General features: G+C 36.1%; 13 protein-coding genes. 7 read left to right on the forward strand and 6 right to left on the reverse strand.

The annotated features are described in order from the left end of the window. Positions 1–41: 41 nt before the first annotated feature. Complete coding sequence (locus ABWU23_RS05210) at positions 42–2,867, reverse strand: WPE palindromic element domain-containing protein (protein ID WP_353270898.1); 2,826 nt, start codon at positions 2,865–2,867, stop codon at positions 42–44. A 107-nt stretch (positions 2,868–2,974) separates the two neighbouring features. Between ABWU23_RS05210 and ABWU23_RS05215 the strand changes: the two genes are divergently transcribed. From ABWU23_RS05215 to ABWU23_RS05235, 5 genes are all read left to right on the forward strand, one after another. Beyond that, positions 2,975–6,097: an AIR synthase-related protein gene (locus ABWU23_RS05215; RefSeq protein WP_353270899.1), complete on the forward strand. Its 3,123-nt coding sequence runs from the start codon at positions 2,975–2,977 to the stop codon at positions 6,095–6,097. A 203-nt stretch (positions 6,098–6,300) separates the two neighbouring features. Then, positions 6,301–6,813 (forward strand): hypothetical protein, encoded by a 513-nt coding sequence (locus ABWU23_RS05220; RefSeq protein WP_253309619.1) that lies wholly within the window; start codon positions 6,301–6,303, stop codon positions 6,811–6,813. A 298-nt stretch (positions 6,814–7,111) separates the two neighbouring features. Next, positions 7,112–9,907, forward strand: a complete 2,796-nt coding sequence (uvrA, locus tag ABWU23_RS05225; protein ID WP_353270900.1) for an excinuclease ABC subunit UvrA — start codon at positions 7,112–7,114, stop codon at positions 9,905–9,907. Positions 9,908–9,961: 54 nt separating this feature from the next. Next, a complete protein-coding gene (locus tag ABWU23_RS05230) occupies positions 9,962–10,564 on the forward strand; it encodes a hypothetical protein (protein ID WP_253309617.1) in 603 nt (200 codons plus the stop codon). A 121-nt stretch (positions 10,565–10,685) separates the two neighbouring features. Then, on the forward strand, positions 10,686–11,417 hold the full coding sequence (locus ABWU23_RS05235; protein WP_253309616.1) for a ComF family protein: 732 nt from the start codon (positions 10,686–10,688) through the stop codon (positions 11,415–11,417). Positions 11,418–11,623: 206 nt separating this feature from the next. Here the strand turns inward: ABWU23_RS05235 and ABWU23_RS05240 are convergent, their stop codons facing one another. The 5 genes from ABWU23_RS05240 to ABWU23_RS05260 form a co-directional block, all read right to left on the reverse strand. Next, positions 11,624–13,192, reverse strand: a complete 1,569-nt coding sequence (locus ABWU23_RS05240; RefSeq protein ID WP_253309615.1) for a UDP-N-acetylmuramoyl-L-alanyl-D-glutamate--2,6-diaminopimelate ligase — start codon at positions 13,190–13,192, stop codon at positions 11,624–11,626. After that, positions 13,167–14,408: a cystathionine beta-lyase gene (metC, locus tag ABWU23_RS05245; protein WP_353270901.1), complete on the reverse strand. Its 1,242-nt coding sequence runs from the start codon at positions 14,406–14,408 to the stop codon at positions 13,167–13,169. Before metC ends, ABWU23_RS05240 begins: the two co-directional genes overlap by 26 nt. A 7-nt stretch (positions 14,409–14,415) precedes the next feature. After that, positions 14,416–14,700 carry a BolA family protein gene (locus ABWU23_RS05250; RefSeq protein ID WP_253309613.1) on the reverse strand — a complete coding sequence of 95 codons (285 nt, stop codon included), beginning with the start codon at positions 14,698–14,700 and terminating at the stop codon, positions 14,416–14,418. A gap of 88 nt (positions 14,701–14,788) precedes the next feature. Further along, a complete protein-coding gene (gene dnaK, locus ABWU23_RS05255; protein ID WP_353270902.1) occupies positions 14,789–16,711 on the reverse strand; it encodes a molecular chaperone DnaK in 1,923 nt (640 codons plus the stop codon). Between the two features lie 87 nt (positions 16,712–16,798). Then, entirely contained in the window at positions 16,799–18,562 is a 1,764-nt protein-coding gene (locus ABWU23_RS05260) for a ribonuclease E/G (protein WP_353270903.1), read from the reverse strand. 149 nt (positions 18,563–18,711) lie between these two features. Between ABWU23_RS05260 and rpmG the strand changes: the two genes are divergently transcribed. After that, on the forward strand, positions 18,712–18,912 hold the full coding sequence (gene rpmG, locus ABWU23_RS05265; protein ID WP_064124823.1) for a 50S ribosomal protein L33: 201 nt from the start codon (positions 18,712–18,714) through the stop codon (positions 18,910–18,912). Between the two features lie 25 nt (positions 18,913–18,937). Next, positions 18,938–19,213: a helix-turn-helix domain-containing protein gene (locus tag ABWU23_RS05270; protein WP_264687833.1), complete on the forward strand. Its 276-nt coding sequence runs from the start codon at positions 18,938–18,940 to the stop codon at positions 19,211–19,213. Positions 19,214–19,216 lie beyond the last annotated feature (3 nt).

Here is a 19,216-nt window from a genome sequence, read left to right on the forward strand (position 1 = left end):
TTTCCTGAATCCAAGTAGTCAAGCTACTCGGATGACACCATTTACAACCACTCCCCTACCCTTTCTAGCTGTTTATAGCTATTAAATCTCAGGAATTTATCAAAATATGGAGAGGCAATAAAGGGTGTGGAATTACTTAAATAATTAGATAAAAAACCAGGCAGATCATTTTTTAATTCTTGCATTTTGTATCTATAATTTTGTATAGAAATAACTTTTATTTTATCATAATCAAGTTTCCAATAAGCAAGTTCTGAAACTTCTCTTTTTGTTATATGTTCTACCGCTAAGGCTTGCAAAATTAACTGTGGAAAAAACCCCGACATCACTTCTTCGTTGGAAGGTGGTGAACCAAGTTTATAGTCTATAATTGCTACTTGCCCACTTGGTAGATACTCAACTCTATCACATCTTGCTGTCAGTAAAATTTCTTGTGGGATCAGATCTCTATTTGTCATCCAAGCAGTTTCATACTGGGATACATCATCACAAGAAATATAGATTCCAGCGTCACGCGCTGGAATATGAAATATCGGACAGGTAAAACTCTTTTCCAACTCAACATAATTGCTTCGAGTTTCATCAAATTCGACAAAAGATTGAATTATCCTTTGCAGTCTTACCCACCACATATTTGAAAAATTAAACTGACTAGTCGAGAATGCTTTTCGTGCAATGCTCATTGGCGACTTTTTGTTGCGTAAATATCTTGCAAGAATGTTGTGCACCATAGTGCCAAATTCCAATATCGATGGCTTAAAATTCAAGTCTCTTAATTGTTTAAGGCCCAGTATATATTCAACGTAAAATGAATAAGGATTACGAATTAGCTTTTCTATTGTACTGCAAGACATCACCTGCATTTTTTCTTTTCTAACTTCGGTTTGAGGTTTTGGCATAGGCTGAGTACATGGAACAGTACATTCAGGCGTATTTAATATCCTCAGCCAATCGCGATACGGCTGTTTCCCCTCCTTGAGCAGAATTTCCAAACGCTGCAATAGAATTGGTTTTCTATGGCTTAGCGATCTTGTAATATAAACCTTACTTGCACAAAACAAATTGTGTAAAGTATAAAAAAAATACCCCTGCTCTTCTTGCGCAGAAGGAAGGTTAAATTTTTCTCTCGTAAGTGCATTCAAAAGCGGACTTTGAAAGCTTGGCGCTTCATTAAATCCAGCGAGTATTACAACTTTGTTGTGATATAAGCTGAATTTATTCAAGTCATTTGCTACAGAGAAAAACTCTTTCTCTAAAAATAAGGTCAGAATTTGGCTATATAACTCTAAGGAGCACTTAATTTCTATACCCTCACATGCATTCAAGAAATTACAGGTGAAATTACCTATTTCACTATTTAGCTCTGAAAAATTTATACCAGATAGCACATTAATACACTGCAAATGAGTTGCCACCACATCAGAAATAGGGCAATTTATAGAGTTAAGTAAAAGATTAAGTATAGCCTCTAACCTATTGATAATAAGCAATATATCCTCTTTATGTTTTAGCTTTTTATAGGTATTAATAGCATCTATAATATCTTTAAGGCCATTTGTACTAAAGTTGCGTAATATCTCTATTTCAAATTCAGATAAAATCCGAGTGTACTCTTCTTGAGTGTAACCAAAAGTCACTAGCCTATGTTTAAGGAGCGAAAGTAATGACACACTGCTCCAATTTGAGGTCAAAACTTCGATACTATAAAGTAGGAGTGTTATATAAGGATAATTTTCCGGTATGGCACTGTGTTGCCTTGATAAACATGCTATACGAGCTGCAAGTAATTTATCAAAGACAACCAAAGAAACGTTTTCATAACCTTCATTCTCTATAATTAATGATGTCACTTGTGCTTCTTCCTCTCTGGAATCACAAGTGATAACTTCAATATTGCCAATATGTCCATTACTAACTTTGCTTAGATTGGCAGTTGTATCAAAAATGTAATCTAGATATTCCTCAGGACTTCCTGTTATCCCAGCCCTTTCTTCTGTCATCCCAGTGCTTGACACTGGGATCCAGTTTTCATTATACAGCCACCTGGTGCGCTCATTTAAAGTTAAGTTTTCTGGATCCCAGTGTCTGGGCACTGGAGAACACGCTTCTGGCAGAAAACTCACATCTCTTCTATCTACATTTAAATAATCGAGTAGATCTTTCAGGCAATATTGATAATGTTTTTTATCAAGTGATTGCCAATCTTTCTCTTTAATTTTCAAATTCAGATTAGGAAAAATTATTTTTCCAAACGGCAGGTCATATATAGCCTTAATTAACGACTTATCCTTTCCAATTCCAACAAAGATTATATGTTGGTCTTTTTGTAAAGAGATTATCATATTGTTTATGTAATCACTCTTATGTTCTAATATATCTACTACTCCTAAATCTTTTAAAATTTTATTCCAACTCTCAATGAGTAAGCTTATGAAATTCTCTATTTTTTTTGAATGTTCATCGAATTGATAACAATCCGTTGTTTGGGTAGATTGAATTTTATCAAGCAATGATGGCAGGCTATAAGCTAAATCAATGGGGAAATTATCATTATTTTTTCTATTCCACTCCAATATGAATTGAATGAGTAGCAGCGTCCTCTTTGTTGGATTGATAACTTTAACTCTATCAAGATTTAATATTAAATCCTCTTCATCAATGTTTTCCAGTGAAACTATCTCTGGCAAAATTATGCATTTTTTAGCGTTATAATTCTTGAACGCACTCAGCAGCGCTATTACATCCCTTTTGCAGGGAAGTATGATCTTTATCTCGGGAATTTTTTCTCTTTCATATTCAGAAAATATGTGCTGAACCAATACATTGAAAAAGGACTCATCCACATTAACGGTAAAAACTCTTCCCACTAACAGTAACAATTAATACAATATTTTATTATATAGAAATCACTCAAAATATAAATGTGCTCGCAGTTTCTTATGCTATGATATATTAAAGTCTTTCACAATATTACATGGCAAACATCAGAATAGAAGTTTTAAATAAATGTGAACAAGTTGGCCGCAGAAGGGTAGTTAATGTTTACTTGATTTACATAAGCAAAGAATTACCATCAAAATTACATGAAGAAATTTGTGGGCTATTTTATAATAAAGTCATACAAGACTGCCGTTATTATTCCTACAATGAAAACCTTCAATATGACTTCATAGAACCACAAGCAAAGTGGGGCTTGGAAATAAGCTTTTTACCTGGCATGACTGACAATGTGGGCAACACAGCGAAACAAATTGTTAGAGAGTATTTAATTAGCAAGGGCCACATTGATGAAGGCGTTCATATCAAAGCAAGAAGTTCAAAGCTGATTTTGGGTAAAGGAAGCATGCCAACCGAAGATGATATAAAGCAAGAATTCAACCCTATCACTGAATATTGCACACTTATCTGTAAGAACTATAGCTGGAAATATTATGGTAAATCGAATACAACACCTGGTGTCATCCCAGTGCCCCGACACTGGGATCCAGAAAATTTCAAGCAATTGTATAATGCAAACTGGATTCCAGTGTCAAGCACTGGAATGACAGAAGGTAGGGTTGGGATGACAGAGGATAGTACTAAGTCTGTTGACCTCAATGTGAGTGACCAAGAGCTTGAAAAAATCAGCAGAGATGGAATCGATGGTAATGGCACTTTAGGGCTCTCGCTGGCAGCAATGAAAGCTATAAAGGATTACTTTAAAAAACTCGGTAGAAATCCATATGATATTGAACTTGAGTCTCTGGCACAGACTTGGTCTGAACATTGTAAACACAATATTTTTTGCTCCCCTATTGATGAAATAAAAGACGGTCTATATGCTCATTATATTAAGCGTGCAACGCGTGAGATAAATTCTGACATATGCGTGTCAGTTTTCTCCGACAACGCAGGAGGAATAATTTTTGATGACGATTACTTGATTGTCGATAAAGTTGAAACTCACAATAGCCCTTCAGCTCTTGATCCATTTGGTGGAGCAATGACCGGAGTGCTTGGAGTTAATCGTGATATAGTGGGTTTCGGGAAAGGAGCGGAGCCTATAATGAATACCTATTACTTTTGCTTTGCCAAAGAAGCAAAAGGCAAATTTTATAGGGACAAGGAGCGCACTGATGAGATCTTACCGCCAAAATATATAATGAAAGAAGTGATTCATGGCGTTAATGTTGCTGGTAACTGTTCTGGCATTCCAACGCAACTTGGATCGGTATATTTTGACGATAGATTTTGTGGCAAGCCATTAGTCTTTGTTGGAAGTGTCGGAATTATTCCACGCAATATAAATAATGCACCTTCACACATTAAAGGACCAAAAAATGGCGATAAAATCGTAATTATTGGTGGAAGAGTTGGAAGAGATGGAATTCACGGTGCAACGTTTTCTTCAGAGGCTTTATCGGGAAACAGCCCTTCAACGATTGTGCAAATTGGTGACCCCATAACACAAAAAAAACTATCCAATGCCGTCATAAAAGCAAGAGATCTTGGTCTTTATAATGCAATAACGGATAATGGAGCAGGCGGTCTATCATCGTCTATTGGTGAAATGGGAAAAGACGGATTTGAAGTTGATTTGAGCAAGGTTCTCCTTAAAAACGATGGTATGGCTCCGTGGGAAATATGGATATCAGAATCACAAGAGAGAATAACTTTAGCAGTGCCAGAAGAAAATTTTCCTGCGTTTAAGCAAATCATGAAAAAACATGATGTGGAGGTTTGTGTGATTGGAGAGTTTAATGAGAGTGGTAAAGCTGTTGTTAAATGTCCTGAAGGGACAGTAATAATGGATATGGAAACTGAATTTTTGCATGACGGTAATCCCAAAGTGCATTTACAAACAAAGCCATGGTCTAAGGAGCCTGCTGTCATTCCGGAACCCTCTCCTGTCATCCCAACACTCTTCCCTGTCATCCCAGTGCTTGACACTGGGATCCAGCAGGCTGAGCCTGCAAACATTTTATGCAAAAACCCATCCAACGGTGGAATTGAATGTGAAATGGATTCCAGTGTCAAGCACTGGAATGACACCTTTGCATTAAAAAAAATGCTAAGCAGACCAAACATATGCAGCAAAGAGTTCATAGTGGTGCAATATGACCATGAGGTTCAGGGGTCGTCAATACTGAAACCACTGCAAGGCAAGGGAAGAGTATGCAGTGAAGCTGTTGTCTCGAGGCCAGTCCTTTCTTCAAACAAAGGTGTTGTAAAATCGCAGGGATTTGGCTCAAGTTATGGAGAAATTGACACTTATCACATGGCAGCATGTGCGATTGACACTGCAATACGCAACTACGTAGCTGCAGGAGGAAATATAAATCATCTAGCGTTGCTCGACAATTTTTGCTGGTGCGATGCTTATAATCCAGAAAGGCTATGGCAGCTAAAGAGAGCTGCAGAGGCTTGTTACGACTTTGCAACTGAATTTAAAACGCCATTCATATCCGGAAAAGACAGTATGTTCAATGACTTCAAGGGATATGACGAAAATGGCGAGAAAGTGATGATATCTGCACCACCTTCATTACTCATTTCAGCAATTGGAGTTATAGAAAATATTGAAAATGCGGTATCGCTTGATGTGAAAATGCCAGGGGACTTGATATATGTGCTTGGTACAACCCACGATGAGCTTGGTAGATCTGAATATCAGTTATATAGTGGAATAGATAATAACAACGTGCCAAAAGTTGATGCAAAGAGCGCTAGGAAGTTGTATGAGCGTTACAACCAGGCAATAAAAGATGGCATAATTGCCTCTGCAATTGCACCAAACTTAGGCGGCTTAATTATTGCTCTGGCAAAATCGCTAATTGCAGGAGACCTTGGTGCTGAAATCGATCTTTCACTAGTACCAATAGGAAAAACACAAAATACAGACATAATAAACAAGATAATAATGTTTTCTGAATCGCAAAGTAGAATTTTGGTTACTATTGCACCACAAAATCAGCAGAGGTTTGAAGCGTTGTTTGAAGATGCGGCTTATTCATGTATTGGCAAAGTAACAGAGAAAAAGGTGCTAAACATAAAGGATGTTTTAAAAGTAAATCTGAAAGATTTGGGAAATAGTTATTATATAGCTAAAGTAACTTAGGTTTACAGACGATTTGATAAACGACAAACTCGTCATCCCGCTGCTTGTTAGCGGCCGCGGCGGTATGACGTAGGAAAACCTTTCTTGGGTAGCTATAGCATGTCAGTTTAAAATGTTTTTTTTCCATTAGGTTAAATAACTCTTTCACTATGTGCAATATTTACTTAAAATAAATGTATGTCATTAAATTTGGGTAGGTAGTTATGTCTATTTTACTGACACTCTTATTTATCAGTCTTTCTTTACTCAACGCTTCAAATAAATTGATGATATGTGCTGCTTTATTTATAGGAGCTGCTTTAGTTGTAAATTCAATGGTTGAATTTTATGGCAAAGAAAAAGCTACGTATAGCTTAATAGTGTGTACAGCGCTATGCTGTATTTTAAAATGGCAAAGTTTTAGTTTGATGATATTGACTTCATATGCTGCAATTTTAGTATCTCTTCTCTCGAGCATAATTGTTTTTGAAAAATTGAAGTCCAAGTTGAATTTTCATATGGCAAATTTCATTACTTTAATTATGGCATCAGTAATTGATAGTGCCGTTGTATGTGTTGGATTACTATACAAATTTTCTGCAGGTAAATGCTTAGCAATATATATTAGAGATTTAATTTTTAAGTTTTCTTATGCGTCAGTATTAAGCATCTGCTTGTTTGTAGGAATGTATTTATTTTGCTTGGCAAACAAGAAGTATTTTAAGATTTCCACATAACCTGTTTTCTGATATAGCTAAACTGACTTTGGGTCCTGGGGATGTATTTGGTGCGTAACAACAGTTTAGAATTTATAGGTAGTAGATTTGCCCTAAGACTCTAACACAAGTTGTACAGCCCTACGTCATACCGCCCGGTATCTCAGCATAGATTCCGCTAACAAGTAGCGGAATGACGATTTACCAAACGCTGCCTAATTTTCCGTAACAGTTGAAAAAATCAATAGAAAATCAACATATCACTGTAAATTCATGTATTTTAAGGCTATAATGGTTAAAATACGTTATATAGTATAATATGGACGATTTTATAAGAGTTAAGGGTGCAAGGGAACATAATCTGCAAGGTATAGATGTCAATATACCGAAAAATAAGCTAGTTGTTATAACTGGGCTAAGTGGTTCTGGTAAATCTAGTCTCGCATTTGATACGATTTATGCAGAAGGCCAACGCCGATACGTTGAAAGCCTATCAGCTTACGCGCGTCAATTTCTCAACATTCAGGATAAACCAGATGTTGAGTCGATTACAGGTCTTTCCCCTGCAATATCTATCAACCAGAAATCGATCTCAAAAAATCCAAGGTCAACAGTTGGAACTGTTACCGAAATTTACGATTACTTGCGCTTAGTATATGCACGAATAGGGGTTCCTTATTCACCTGCAACTGGATTACCGATAACAAAGCAAACTGTATCTCAAATTGTAGATACTATAATTGCGTTACCTTTAGAAACTAAAATATATATACTTGCCCCTGTTGTGCGTGGTAGAAAGGGAGAACATCTCAAAGAGATATTGGAAATTAAAAGACAAGGTTACGTAAGGTTCAAAATAGATGGTGAAGTGTACAATGTAGATGAATTGCCTAAACTTGATAAGAACAAGAAACACAACATTTTTGTGGTTGCAGATAGAATATCAATATTGGGCGATATAGGAAATCGACTGCCAAGTAGTATAGAATCCGCACTAAAACTTGGTAATGGTCTAATGTATGTAGAAGTAGTAAACCTACCTGACAACCATAATTCCGAGTATAAAAATGGTCAAATTCTGACTTTTTCAGAGAATTTTGCATGCCCCGAGTCTGGTTTCACTCTTGAGGAAATAGAACCAAGATTATTTTCTTTTAACAGCCCTTACGGTGCATGTGGTTCGTGTAATGGGCTTGGTAAAAAGCTGGCTGTTGATGTAAAGCTGATAGTGCCAGATGAAACTCTTTCAATATCTGAGGGTGCTTTAAAGCCAGTAGGACCAATGTTCCGTCAAGTGCACACAAGTTATGGATTTCTAAAAAGTGCAATTCTATCACTGGCTGAAAATTGTAAATTTAGCCTTGATGTTCCGTGGAAGAACATAGATCAAGAAGTAAAAGATATGATACTCTTTGGCTCTAATAAATTTCAAGGTTTGATCAGTATCTTGGAGAACCAGATGGATTATGATGAAACGCTTGTTGAGCGATACTGCTCTGTTATTCATTGTAAGGAATGTACTGGCCATAGATTGAGAAAAGAAGCACTCACAGTGAAAATTGATAGCAGACATATAGGTGAAATATCAGGGCTCAGCATCGATAAATCCCTTAAGTGGTTTGAAAATTTGCCAGACAAGCTCACAGAACAACAGAAGCAAATCTCAAGTAAAATATTAAATGAAATAATCAAGAGGCTAGCATTTCTAAAGAATGTAGGGTTGAATTACCTAACGCTCGATCGAGAATCTAGCACTCTCTCTGGCGGTGAGAGTCAGAGGATCAGACTTGCTTCGCAAATTGGCTCTGGTTTAACAGGAGTGCTGTATGTGCTTGATGAACCCTCGATAGGCCTTCATCAATGCGATAATGATCGGTTAATTGCTACACTGAAAGACTTGAGAGACATGGGTAACACTGTAATCGTTGTTGAGCATGATGAAGATACAATAATGGCTGCTGATTATGCGATTGATATTGGTCCTGGAGCTGGCGTAAATGGTGGAAAAGTTATTGCAGAAGGAACACCAGACCAGGTGCAAAGAAATTCAGGGAGCATAACAGGGCAATATTTGAGTGGAGAGAAAAAAATTTTAATTCCAAGGAGAAGAAAGCAAGCAACTCAGTTCATAAAAGTAATAAATGCATGTGAAAATAACTTAAAAAATGTGAACGTTAAATTTCCTATAGGGAATCTTATTTGTGTTACTGGAATATCAGGAGGGGGAAAATCAAGTTTAGTCATAGAAACGTTATATAAATATTCAGCACATAAGATATATCATTCGTCTGCACGGTATGGTCGGTGTGATAGAATAGAAGGCCTTGAATATATAGATAAAGTTATAGAAGTTGATCAGTCGCCAATTGGTAGAACTCCTGCGTCAAATCCAGCAACATATGTCGGTATGTTTACTCATATAAGAAATTGGTTTGCAGGTCTTTCGGAGTCAAAAGCAAGGGGATATAATATAGGCCGGTTTTCATTTAATACCAGAGGGGGAAGGTGTGAGGCTTGTAAAGGTGATGGGCACTTAAAGATAGAGATGCATTTTCTACCGGACGTTTATGTGAAGTGTGAGCAGTGTAAAGGGCGAAGGTATAATCGTGAAACATTGGAAGTTACTTATAAAGGAAAATCAATCTCTGATGTGCTTGATATGACGATAGATCAGGCTTGTGATTTTTTTGAAAACCTTCCAATGGTAAAAGAAAAGTTGGTTTCTTTGCAGGAAGTGGGGCTTGGCTATATAAAACTCGGACAGTCGTCAACAACGTTGTCTGGGGGTGAAGCACAACGAATAAAGCTGTCCAAAGAGCTATCAAAACGATTTACCGGAAGAACATTGTATATTCTTGATGAGCCAACAACTGGATTACACTTTGAAGATATAAATAACTTACTAAAAATACTCCATAGATTAGTCGATCTGGGAAACACTGTTATAGTTATCGAGCACAATTTGCACGTTATAAAAACTGCAGATTATATAATAGACATCGGACCAGAGGGCGGAATAAAAGGCGGAGAAGTGATTGCCACTGGAACTCCAGAAGAAGTGGTAAAAATTCCAGAAAGTGTTACAGGCAGGTATCTTAAAACGTATTTATTATAAACTATTTCTTAATTATATTAGGCTAGGTTGCATATTTATGATTTGGAGAGGGTAATGTCAATATATCAATATTTTAAAAGGTATGCTAAACATGGAATTGTACCTGCTAAGAGAGCAGAAGATTGCACACTAGTTCCAGAAAATAGTTTTTATAAGTCCGTACATTACGTTGATAATGTGCTAGGACCTGTGAAAGATGTAATTTGTGGAGTTGAGAGTAAAGACAATTATAACAAGTATTATAAAAACAATGATAAATGTGAATACGTGGGTTACAGGGCAGAGGAAGTGTTTCCACTTTGTGAACGGGGTGCTTTTCTAGTAGCTAGCATAATATTGCAACCTTTATGTTTGATACTAGCATATTTGTCATACTTCCCAATTAAGTTATTATCAAAAATAACAGGGGACTATTGTTTAAAAGCAAGTACAAAGTCATTAGTTGATCATTCAAATGCATTTTTAAGTGCTGGGCAAGATTGTGCTAGTGCAGTAGCTGAAGTATTTAACAAGATTGTAAGTTATGCTTGCGCTGCTATCATTTGGGCTGCCGCGTCAATGATAACGCCACTTGTGTGGGCTTGCAACAAAGTGCAAAGTAAGTTAAGTGAAATACAGGAGCCAGAAAAACATCAGCTTTTATCTAATAAGTTATAAGTTCTGCTTTTTCAGCAGTGGCTCAGTTTGAATTACATTGAAATGAAATAAAAAGTGAAAGAGTGTAAGCACAAGTTACTTTAGCTATACTATATAAATTTTATAATATATTTAATGAATTGTGAACCTTCTCTTACTAAAAAAAGCTACAAATCTTATATTTCCGAACGTATGCGTAAGTTGCGAATATATCATTGATGAAAATCTTAATCTATGTAGTGAATGCAACAAAAAAATCAATTTTCTAACTAAGCATTACTGCAATGTTTGTGGCGTAGTAATCTCAGACAATATTCATACGTGTGGTAAGTGCATCATCAATCCTCCACCGTTTAAAGTATTAAGATCAGTTTTTGCTTATGATCAACATAGTAAAAACATGATTATAAATTTCAAATTTTTTGATAATTTGAATTACGTAAAAATCTATGCAAAGTGGATACACCAAGCTAATCAGGATACGTTTCAGAACGCAGAGGTCATAATTCCTATACCGTTACATAAAATGCGCTTGTTTAAACGTAAATATAATCAAGCAGCATTGCTTGCAAAAGAGTTGAGTAAGTTGTCCAATTTATCCTATACGCCATTTGCAATAAAACGTCTTCGCCATACTGCGCCTCAAGCTGGTCTTTCACTTAAACAGCGTGAAAAAAATTTGAAAAAGGCTTTTAGCATAACCAACAAGAAAATTATCGAAAATAAAATCGTGATATTAGTTGATGATGTGGTAACAACCGGAGCAACTGTAAGATCTTGCTCTCAAGAAATTTTAAACTCCGGTGCAAGAGAAGTGAGAGTGCTATCACTTGCAAGAACGGTGAATGATTGGACCTCTTGCATAAAAAATTAGCAGTCAGTGTCATCCAAGTAGCTTGACTACTTGGATCTATTTTTTTCTAGATTCCAGTGCCAGCGTTACGCACATAGCTGTACGAACATTGTCTACCAGGAGGATGTCATCCCAGTGTCAAGCACTGGGATGACATCACTTTTGCTTCAATATTCGCACATTAGCCACGTCCCTGAACAGATACGGAGGTAAGCCCATTGTGAAAATCAGTATGTTAAGGCATGATTTTTAATAACCTCAACATCACTGAACTCAAAAGTTTGGCTTCCTACAATTTGGAATTTCTCATGTCCTTTTCCTGCAACTAGCAGAATCATACCCTCGTTATAGGCAATATCTACTCCTTTCTCTATAGCTTCTCTTCTATCTTCTATCTCTAGCGCATTAGGGCAATGTAGTAAAATACCACGACGAATTTCTGCAGGATTCCCATCACGCGGATTGTCATCCGTGATTATCACTTTGTCTGCATATATTTGTGCTACTTTACCCATTTCTGCGCGTTTTGTTTGATCACGATTGCCACCACAACCAAAAACTAGAATTATTTTTTTATTGAAGTGCCATTTTAAAGACAATAGGGCTTGTTTAAGCGCACTTGGAGTATGAGCGTAATCCACAAATGCAAAAGGTTTCACTTTTTCCATTCTTCCTGGTGGAGAAACGAGTTTTTCTACGCATATTTCTCTGTAATTCAGTCCAGACGAGGTAACTATACCCATTGCACACAACAGATTATATGCTTGAAATTGCCCCAGAACCGGAAAAAACGTATCATAAATTTCACCACCAATTTTTATTGTAAGGTGTTGACCATTAGGGGTTGGTGTTTGCTCCAATAAAGTAATATCAGAGCCTGTTTTTCCATAGGTGATAATTTTGTTGCTGCGTTTTTCAGCTATCTTAAGCAACGCGTAGTATTCATCTATATCCGCATTTAAAATCGCTGTTTTTCCTTCTGGTAATACCTCGTAAAATAACCTTTTTTTAGTTTCTAAATATTCACCAAGATTTTTATGGTAATCTAAATGATCTTGCGAGAAATTAGTAAAAGCTGCAGCACTCAACTTTAATCCATGGATTCTATATTGATCAATCCCATGACTTGATGCTTCTAACACTAAGTGTTCTACATTTATACCACGCAATGTTGCGTAAAGGTCATCTGCATCTGGAGTGGTAAGACTGTTGCTATTACCTTTTCTACCATTATTGATGCATGTTCCAAGTGTTCCAATAGACGCAGCATTATAGCCAGAGTTTTGCCAGATCTGGCGGCAAAATTCTACTACTGAAGTTTTACCATTCGTACCCGTTACAGCAGCAACATATTTGGGCTGTTTGAATTGATAAAACCTGCTGACTATTTCGCTGTATATTTCTTGAGGATTTGGGTGTTCAAGCACTGCAAAGCTCGAAGTATCTGTCATTCCAGTGCGTGACACTGGAATCCAGTTTTTATTATACAATTGCCTAGTGTGCTCATTTGCAATTAAATTTTCTGGATCCAAGTAGTCAAGCACTGGGATGACATCTTTTTTGGTTCCTTGTATGACAACGTCTACACAGTCGTGTGCGTGATACTGGGATTCAGTAGGAAAAATCTGGATACATGCTGGTTTTCTAGATTCCAGCGTCACGCGCTGGAATGACACCGCAGACACACAAACGAAAAGATAACCTTCCTTGACTCTCTTGGGATTACATGTAACGCCCTTGATTTCAACGTCAAAGTTAACATCAACAATATCATGCAGTAATTCTCTCAGTTTCACGTCCTACTTCATCGTTTTGAAAGTCTAAACATGGTAACCTTTTTAGTGCGTCATTAAGGTCAAAGATTAAATCTTCAGGATCTTCCAGTCCACAAAATATTCGCACGAAACTTCCACCACAATCTGAATTCATTACAGATCTTGACATAGATCTACGATCTACTGGTAATATCAAACTGTCGCACCCTCCCCAAGAAGCACCAATACTAAAAATTTTCATATGATCAACCATGCAGCTTAGTTCTTCACATGAATATTCTCTATCCAGTGCTATACTGAATGTGCCGCTTGCTCCTTTGAAGTAACTTTTCCATAATTCGTGTTGAGGATGGGAGGGAAGTGCTGGATATAAAACCTTTCTAACTTTTTGCTGTGCTTCTAGCCACTTTGCCACTTCCATTGCTGTATTTTGGTGCCTTTTCATACGTGTGTGCAGTGTTCTTAGTCCCCTGTGTGCAAGGTAGCAGTCGTGCGATTGAATGGTTACTCCATAATTTTTATAGCTCTCATAAAGCAATTTAAAAATTTCACCTTCAGCAATAATAGCTCCCATAACTAAATCTGAGTGACCGGCTAGATACTTTGTCACTGAATATAGTGCAACATCAATTCCATAATCAAGCGGCTTAAATAACAAAGGAGTGGCCCATGAATTGTCGCAAACGGTTACGATTCCATGTTCTTTAGCAACTTTTACTATATGCTCTATATTCGAAATCTCAAACATTATAGAACCAGGAGTCTCGATCATTATCAATGAAGTATTACTCTGAATTAAATCAGTTATATCCTGCGTTGGATCATAAAAAGTTACTTCTGTTCCTCTTTTTGGTAGCTCATTTTCTGCAAACCTCCTAAGCCTATAATAACTATTATCTTGAATTAAAACGTGCGAGCCTGCTTTAGTGAAAGTCAAAATAGCAAAAGTAAGTGCAAATAGTCCGGAAGGATAAATAAGCGCTTGTCCACTCCCTTCAATTTCAGCCAGTGCATTTGAAAGATAATGGACAGTAGGAGTACCAACATTACTGTAGCTATAATCCCTTGCAACACCATCGTTGATTACATCGTATATACTTTCTCCATTTGCTGCATTTAAGTAGTCCTTGTAAGTAGGAAATAATATGGTAGAAGAATGATAAACTGGCGGGTTCATAGAACCTTTATAGTCATTAAATTTTCTTCCTGCTTTAACTAATATAGACTCTTCCTTCACATTTTTATTATTTATTTTTTAAATTGTACTCGTTTTGCGTATACAAGTGAAGAGAAATTGCATGTATTAGCTCTATCTCACCCTTCAATAACTCATAAATCAACTTATGTCTTTTTAGAATACTCATTCCAATAAAGCCGTCAGATATTAATATTAATTTAATGTGCGAAGGTAATGTTGAAGATGAAGCAAAATAATGATCAGCATGCTTTGCTGATTCATCGACAATGTTGATATCAATTACATCTATCGAATCGCGTATCTTTTCTTCTATTGTTTTAATAATATCCATAATGGTTTCTTTAAGCAACAACATGCTCCTCTTGTCATCCAAGTAGCTGACACTGGGATGACAGGAAAAGTGATATAACAATACACCCTTATTTATTCTCTTCCTTATTATCTATGTCTTGATAATCAGAATCTACTACTTTTTCTTCTTTATCATTTGGATTCCCTTCTGATGAAAAGCCATTTCCAGCACTATTTTGTTGTGAGGCATTATACATAGCTTCTCCAAGTTTCATAGATAATTGAGAAAGATTAGTAACTTTCTGCTGGATTGAATCAGCGTCATCAATGTTATCAGATTTACTAACTTCTTTTAATTCGTTAACTGCATTTTCAATAGCAGATTTATCTTCTGGTGAAACTTTATCACCATACTCTGTCAGAGACTTTTCTGTAGAATGAACTAAACTATCCGCTTGATTCTTCACTTCAATAAACTTTTTGCGCTTTTCATCTTCTTGCGCTTTTTCTTCAGCTTCTTTTACCATGCAATTTATTTCATCATCAGATAGACCACCTGAAGATTGAATGCGTATTTTTTGCTCTTTTCCAGTAGCTTTATCTTTTGCAGAAACGTGTGCTATTCCATTTGCATCTATGTCAAATGTTACTTCGATCTGAGGAACTCCACGAGGAGCAGGAGGTATCCCTTCCAAACTAAACTGACCAAGTAGCTTGTTATCAACCGCCAATTTTCTTTCACCTTGATGTACCTTAATTGTAACGGCTGTTTGGTTATCTTCTGCAGTTGAAAACACCTGAGATTTTTTAGTAGGAATAGTAGTATTACGTTCAATAAGTGGAGTGAATACTCCTCCTAGAGTCTCAATACCAAGAGAAAGTGGAGTCACGTCAAGTAGTAACACATCTCTTACATCACCTTGAATGATTCCCGCCTGTATTGCAGCTCCAATTGCTACAACTTCATCAGGATTTACTCCTCTATGTGGATCTTTGCCAAAGAATTCTTTAACTTTCTCTATGACTTTTGGCATACGAGTCATGCCACCAACGAGAACCACTTCGCCAATTTGACTAGCAGACAAACCAGCATCCTCAAGAGCTTTTTTACAAGGAGCCATAGTTCTTTCGATTAAACCATTCACTAAGCTTTCAAGTTTTGCTCTCGTTAATTTCATATTTAAGTGTTTTGGACCACTTGCATCAGCTGTAATAAACGGTAGATTTATTTCCGTTTCCATTGCACTTGATAATTCAATTTTCGCTTTTTCAGCAGCTTCTTTGATTCTTTGCATAGCCATTGGATCATTTTTCAAATCAATGCCATTACTTTTCTTGAATTCATCTAGTAAATAACTCACTATTGCGTTATCAAAGTCTTCACCTCCAAGATGAGTGTCACCATTTGTAGCCTTTACTTCAAAAACCCCTTCACCTATTTCAAGTATTGAGACATCAAATGTACCACCACCAAGGTCATATACCACTATTGTGTGCCCATGTTTCTTATCAAGACCATAAGCAAGCGCTGCAGCAGTCGGTTCATTTACTATTCTGAGCACATTTAATCCGGCGATTTTTCCTGCATCTTTTGTTGCTTGACGTTGAGAGTCGTTGAAGTATGCTGGCACTGTTATCACAGCATCTTTTACTTCCTCTCCAAGATAAGCTTCTGCTGCTTCTTTCATGTTTTGTAGTATGAATGCACCAATTTGACTAGGAGAGTATTCTTTATTATCAGTGGTTTTAACCCATGCGTCACCATTTTTTGCTGCAAACACTTTATACGGCACGTTTAGATTTTTCATTTCAGAATCACCGTATTGACGGCCTATTAATCTCTTAGTAGCAAAAAAAGTATTACTTGCATTGGTGGTTGCTTGTCTTTTTGCAGGAGCGCCAATCAACCTTTCTCCTGACGAAGTAAATGCAACTATAGATGGAGTAGTTCTTGCCCCTTCTTTATTTTCTATTACCTTTGTATCCTTGCCCTGCATTATTGCAACACAAGAATTTGTTGTTCCGAGATCTATGCCTATTGCTCTTCCCATAATGAGTACCCCATTGTAAATATTATCTGATATAAGAATATATAAGTATAGGACTTATTAATTACAAGCCCAATTTAGGGTTTCTAATTAGTTATTAGAACTTAAAAAGCGCGAAAGCCATTTAGTCAGCCAAAAATTGCCTCGTAGTTTATTTGAATTATCAACTTCTTCATTGCTGCTATCCTCAATTTGGTATCCAGAGTTCTGTAATGGCTTATAACCGTTTGAATTAACATCATCTCCTTGTTTTAAAACAAATGTATTTACATCTAAACTGTTATCAATACTAATGTTCAATGTAATATTAAACTCTTTTTCGATTGTAGAAACTGTATTCCTTTTATTATTAAAAATATGCGCTATAACCGCACTATGCGCTACTAAATCAAAAGACTTATTTTGGTTCCTATGAGCAATGTGTTGTAAATCCCTTAGTATCGATGCAACAATTACTTCGTTCGATTTTACTCTTCCAATACCCTTGCAGTGTAAACACTCTGTAGTATTAATTTCTTGTATGTTTGGTTTAATTCTTTGTCTTGAAAATACCATTAAACCAAAGTCATTTATGTAGCTAAATTGAACTTTAGCTTTATCGTCTTTAAACGCTTGCTTTATAGCAGACTCAACAGCTCTGCAATACTGATATTTCAACATGTCAATAAAATCGACTACTATTAATCCTGATAGGCCCCTAAGATTCACCTGTCTTGATATTTCAGGTACTGCTTCCATATTGGTTCTATAAGCTGTTTCTTCTATGCTATCTTCTCCTGTCATCTTTCCTGAATTTACGTCTATTGAAACAAACGCCTCAGTTAAAGTTATTACCAAAGACCCACCAGATGGCAACTCTACCCTATTGCTATATAACTCAGAAATTTGATCTTCGATTCCATAGTAAGTAAAGATTGGGATAGAACCTCTATACAATCTGTAACGCAACTTACTACCTTTTAATGCATTTTTAGTATATTGTCTCACTGCTTCAAAAGCTTCCTTCCCAGATACTATGACTTCTATACCATCGCTACCAAAATCACGAACAGATCTCATAATTACATCTGCTTCGTTGTAAATTAATGATGGAGCATTTACAGAGAAGGCATTTTTTTGAATGCTCTGCCATAATGAGGATAAGTAATTGTAATCCTGCTCAATTTCTTTCTTATCTTTTCCTGAACCAACAGTTCTTACTATTAAACCTGATCTTTTTGGCAAGTTTATTGAACTCAGTATATCCTTTAACTGCTTTCTGACATTAGCATCTTCAATTCTGCGAGACACTCCACCTTTACTCATGGAATTTGGCATGAAAACACAGTATCTACCCACTAAAGTTATGTATGTTGTAAATGAAGCTCCTTTATTGCCTCGTTCCTCTTTAGTTAGCTGGACCAATACTTTTTGATTTACTGAAATAACATCTTGTAATTTGTATTTTTTATATAAAGGTACCTCTCTTACAAAACCACTACCTAACTCGTTGACATTCTTACTAGCTGCAGAATCTGAAGAAACATTTGCTGAAGCTTCTTCTGTACAATCGTCATTTGAGTAGCCCTCAAAGATAATTTCCTTTTCTTTTTCTGGAATATTGAAGTAATCTAGAGATATCTCGGAAAAAGATAAAAAACCTTGCTTGTTTTTTCCATATTCAATAAATACGGCTTGCAAAGAAGGCTCTATACGCTTTACATAAGCAACGTATATATTACCTCTTAATTGTTTTTTTTCCTTGAATTCTTGTTCAAATTCTACAACCTTATTATTAACTGATAAGGCAACTCTTACCTCATTAGAACAGGCAGAATTTTCTATCAATAATAACCTTTTGCCATTATTTGCCACTTATTTACCGTTTGCTTTTCATTCTGAAGTTAACTTCATGCTACTTAATGCACTGTTGATTGTCAAGAATTTTACGATCTGCATTATTCGGTTGACTTTTAGTGTTTTGCGTAATAAACTCGCATAGAATTTATTATATCATTATAAGTATGGCGAAAAAAAATGCTTCTTTGCTCGTTAAGTTAGTCAGCACTGCAATCAAGATAACAAAAACTGGTGAAGAAAAATCAACTGGCTATTTTTATGTAAAAAAGCGTAATCCAAAAAAGCTCACCAGAAAACTGGAGTTTAGGAAGTATGACCCAGTAGTCAGAAGGCACGTATTATTTAAAGAAGAAAAATTAAAGTAGTTTTTTTATAAGGAATTTTATTATTATGCAAAATTTACAATTAAGTTATCCTATAATAGTAGAGTTGGGGGATGTAAAAGATACAAAACTGAAATTAATAAAGGTCATTGCACAATTAATAAGTAAGAGGTACAAAACACAGAAAAAAGCAGCAAGCGCTCTAAAGATTGATCAACCTAAAGTATCTCAAATCAATAGGTCAAAAATCGAAGGGTTTTCCTTAGAATACTTGCTTAACTTATTGATTGCATTGGACCAAGACATAAACGTAAGAATAAAGCATAATTCTAAACCTGTATAATAT

The sequence above is a fragment of the Wolbachia endosymbiont (group A) of Hedychridium roseum genome, from assembly GCF_964028325.1.
Lineage (GTDB): Bacteria > Pseudomonadota > Alphaproteobacteria > Rickettsiales > Anaplasmataceae > Wolbachia.

Coding starts and splice junctions, on each gene's coding strand:
- ABWU23_RS05215 (WP_353270899.1), top strand. CDS start 2,975: ATGGCAAACATCAGAATAGAAGTTTTAAATAAATGTGAACAAGTTGGC.
- ABWU23_RS05220 (WP_253309619.1), top strand. CDS start 6,301: ATGTCTATTTTACTGACACTCTTATTTATCAGTCTTTCTTTACTCAAC.
- uvrA (WP_353270900.1), top strand. CDS start 7,112: ATGGACGATTTTATAAGAGTTAAGGGTGCAAGGGAACATAATCTGCAA.
- ABWU23_RS05230 (WP_253309617.1), top strand. CDS start 9,962: ATGTCAATATATCAATATTTTAAAAGGTATGCTAAACATGGAATTGTA.
- ABWU23_RS05250 (WP_253309613.1), bottom strand. CDS start 14,700: ATGGATATTATTAAAACAATAGAAGAAAAGATACGCGATTCGATAGAT.
- dnaK (WP_353270902.1), bottom strand. CDS start 16,711: ATGGGAAGAGCAATAGGCATAGATCTCGGAACAACAAATTCTTGTGTT.
- rpmG (WP_064124823.1), top strand. CDS start 18,712: ATGGCGAAAAAAAATGCTTCTTTGCTCGTTAAGTTAGTCAGCACTGCA.
- ABWU23_RS05270 (WP_264687833.1), top strand. CDS start 18,938: ATGCAAAATTTACAATTAAGTTATCCTATAATAGTAGAGTTGGGGGAT.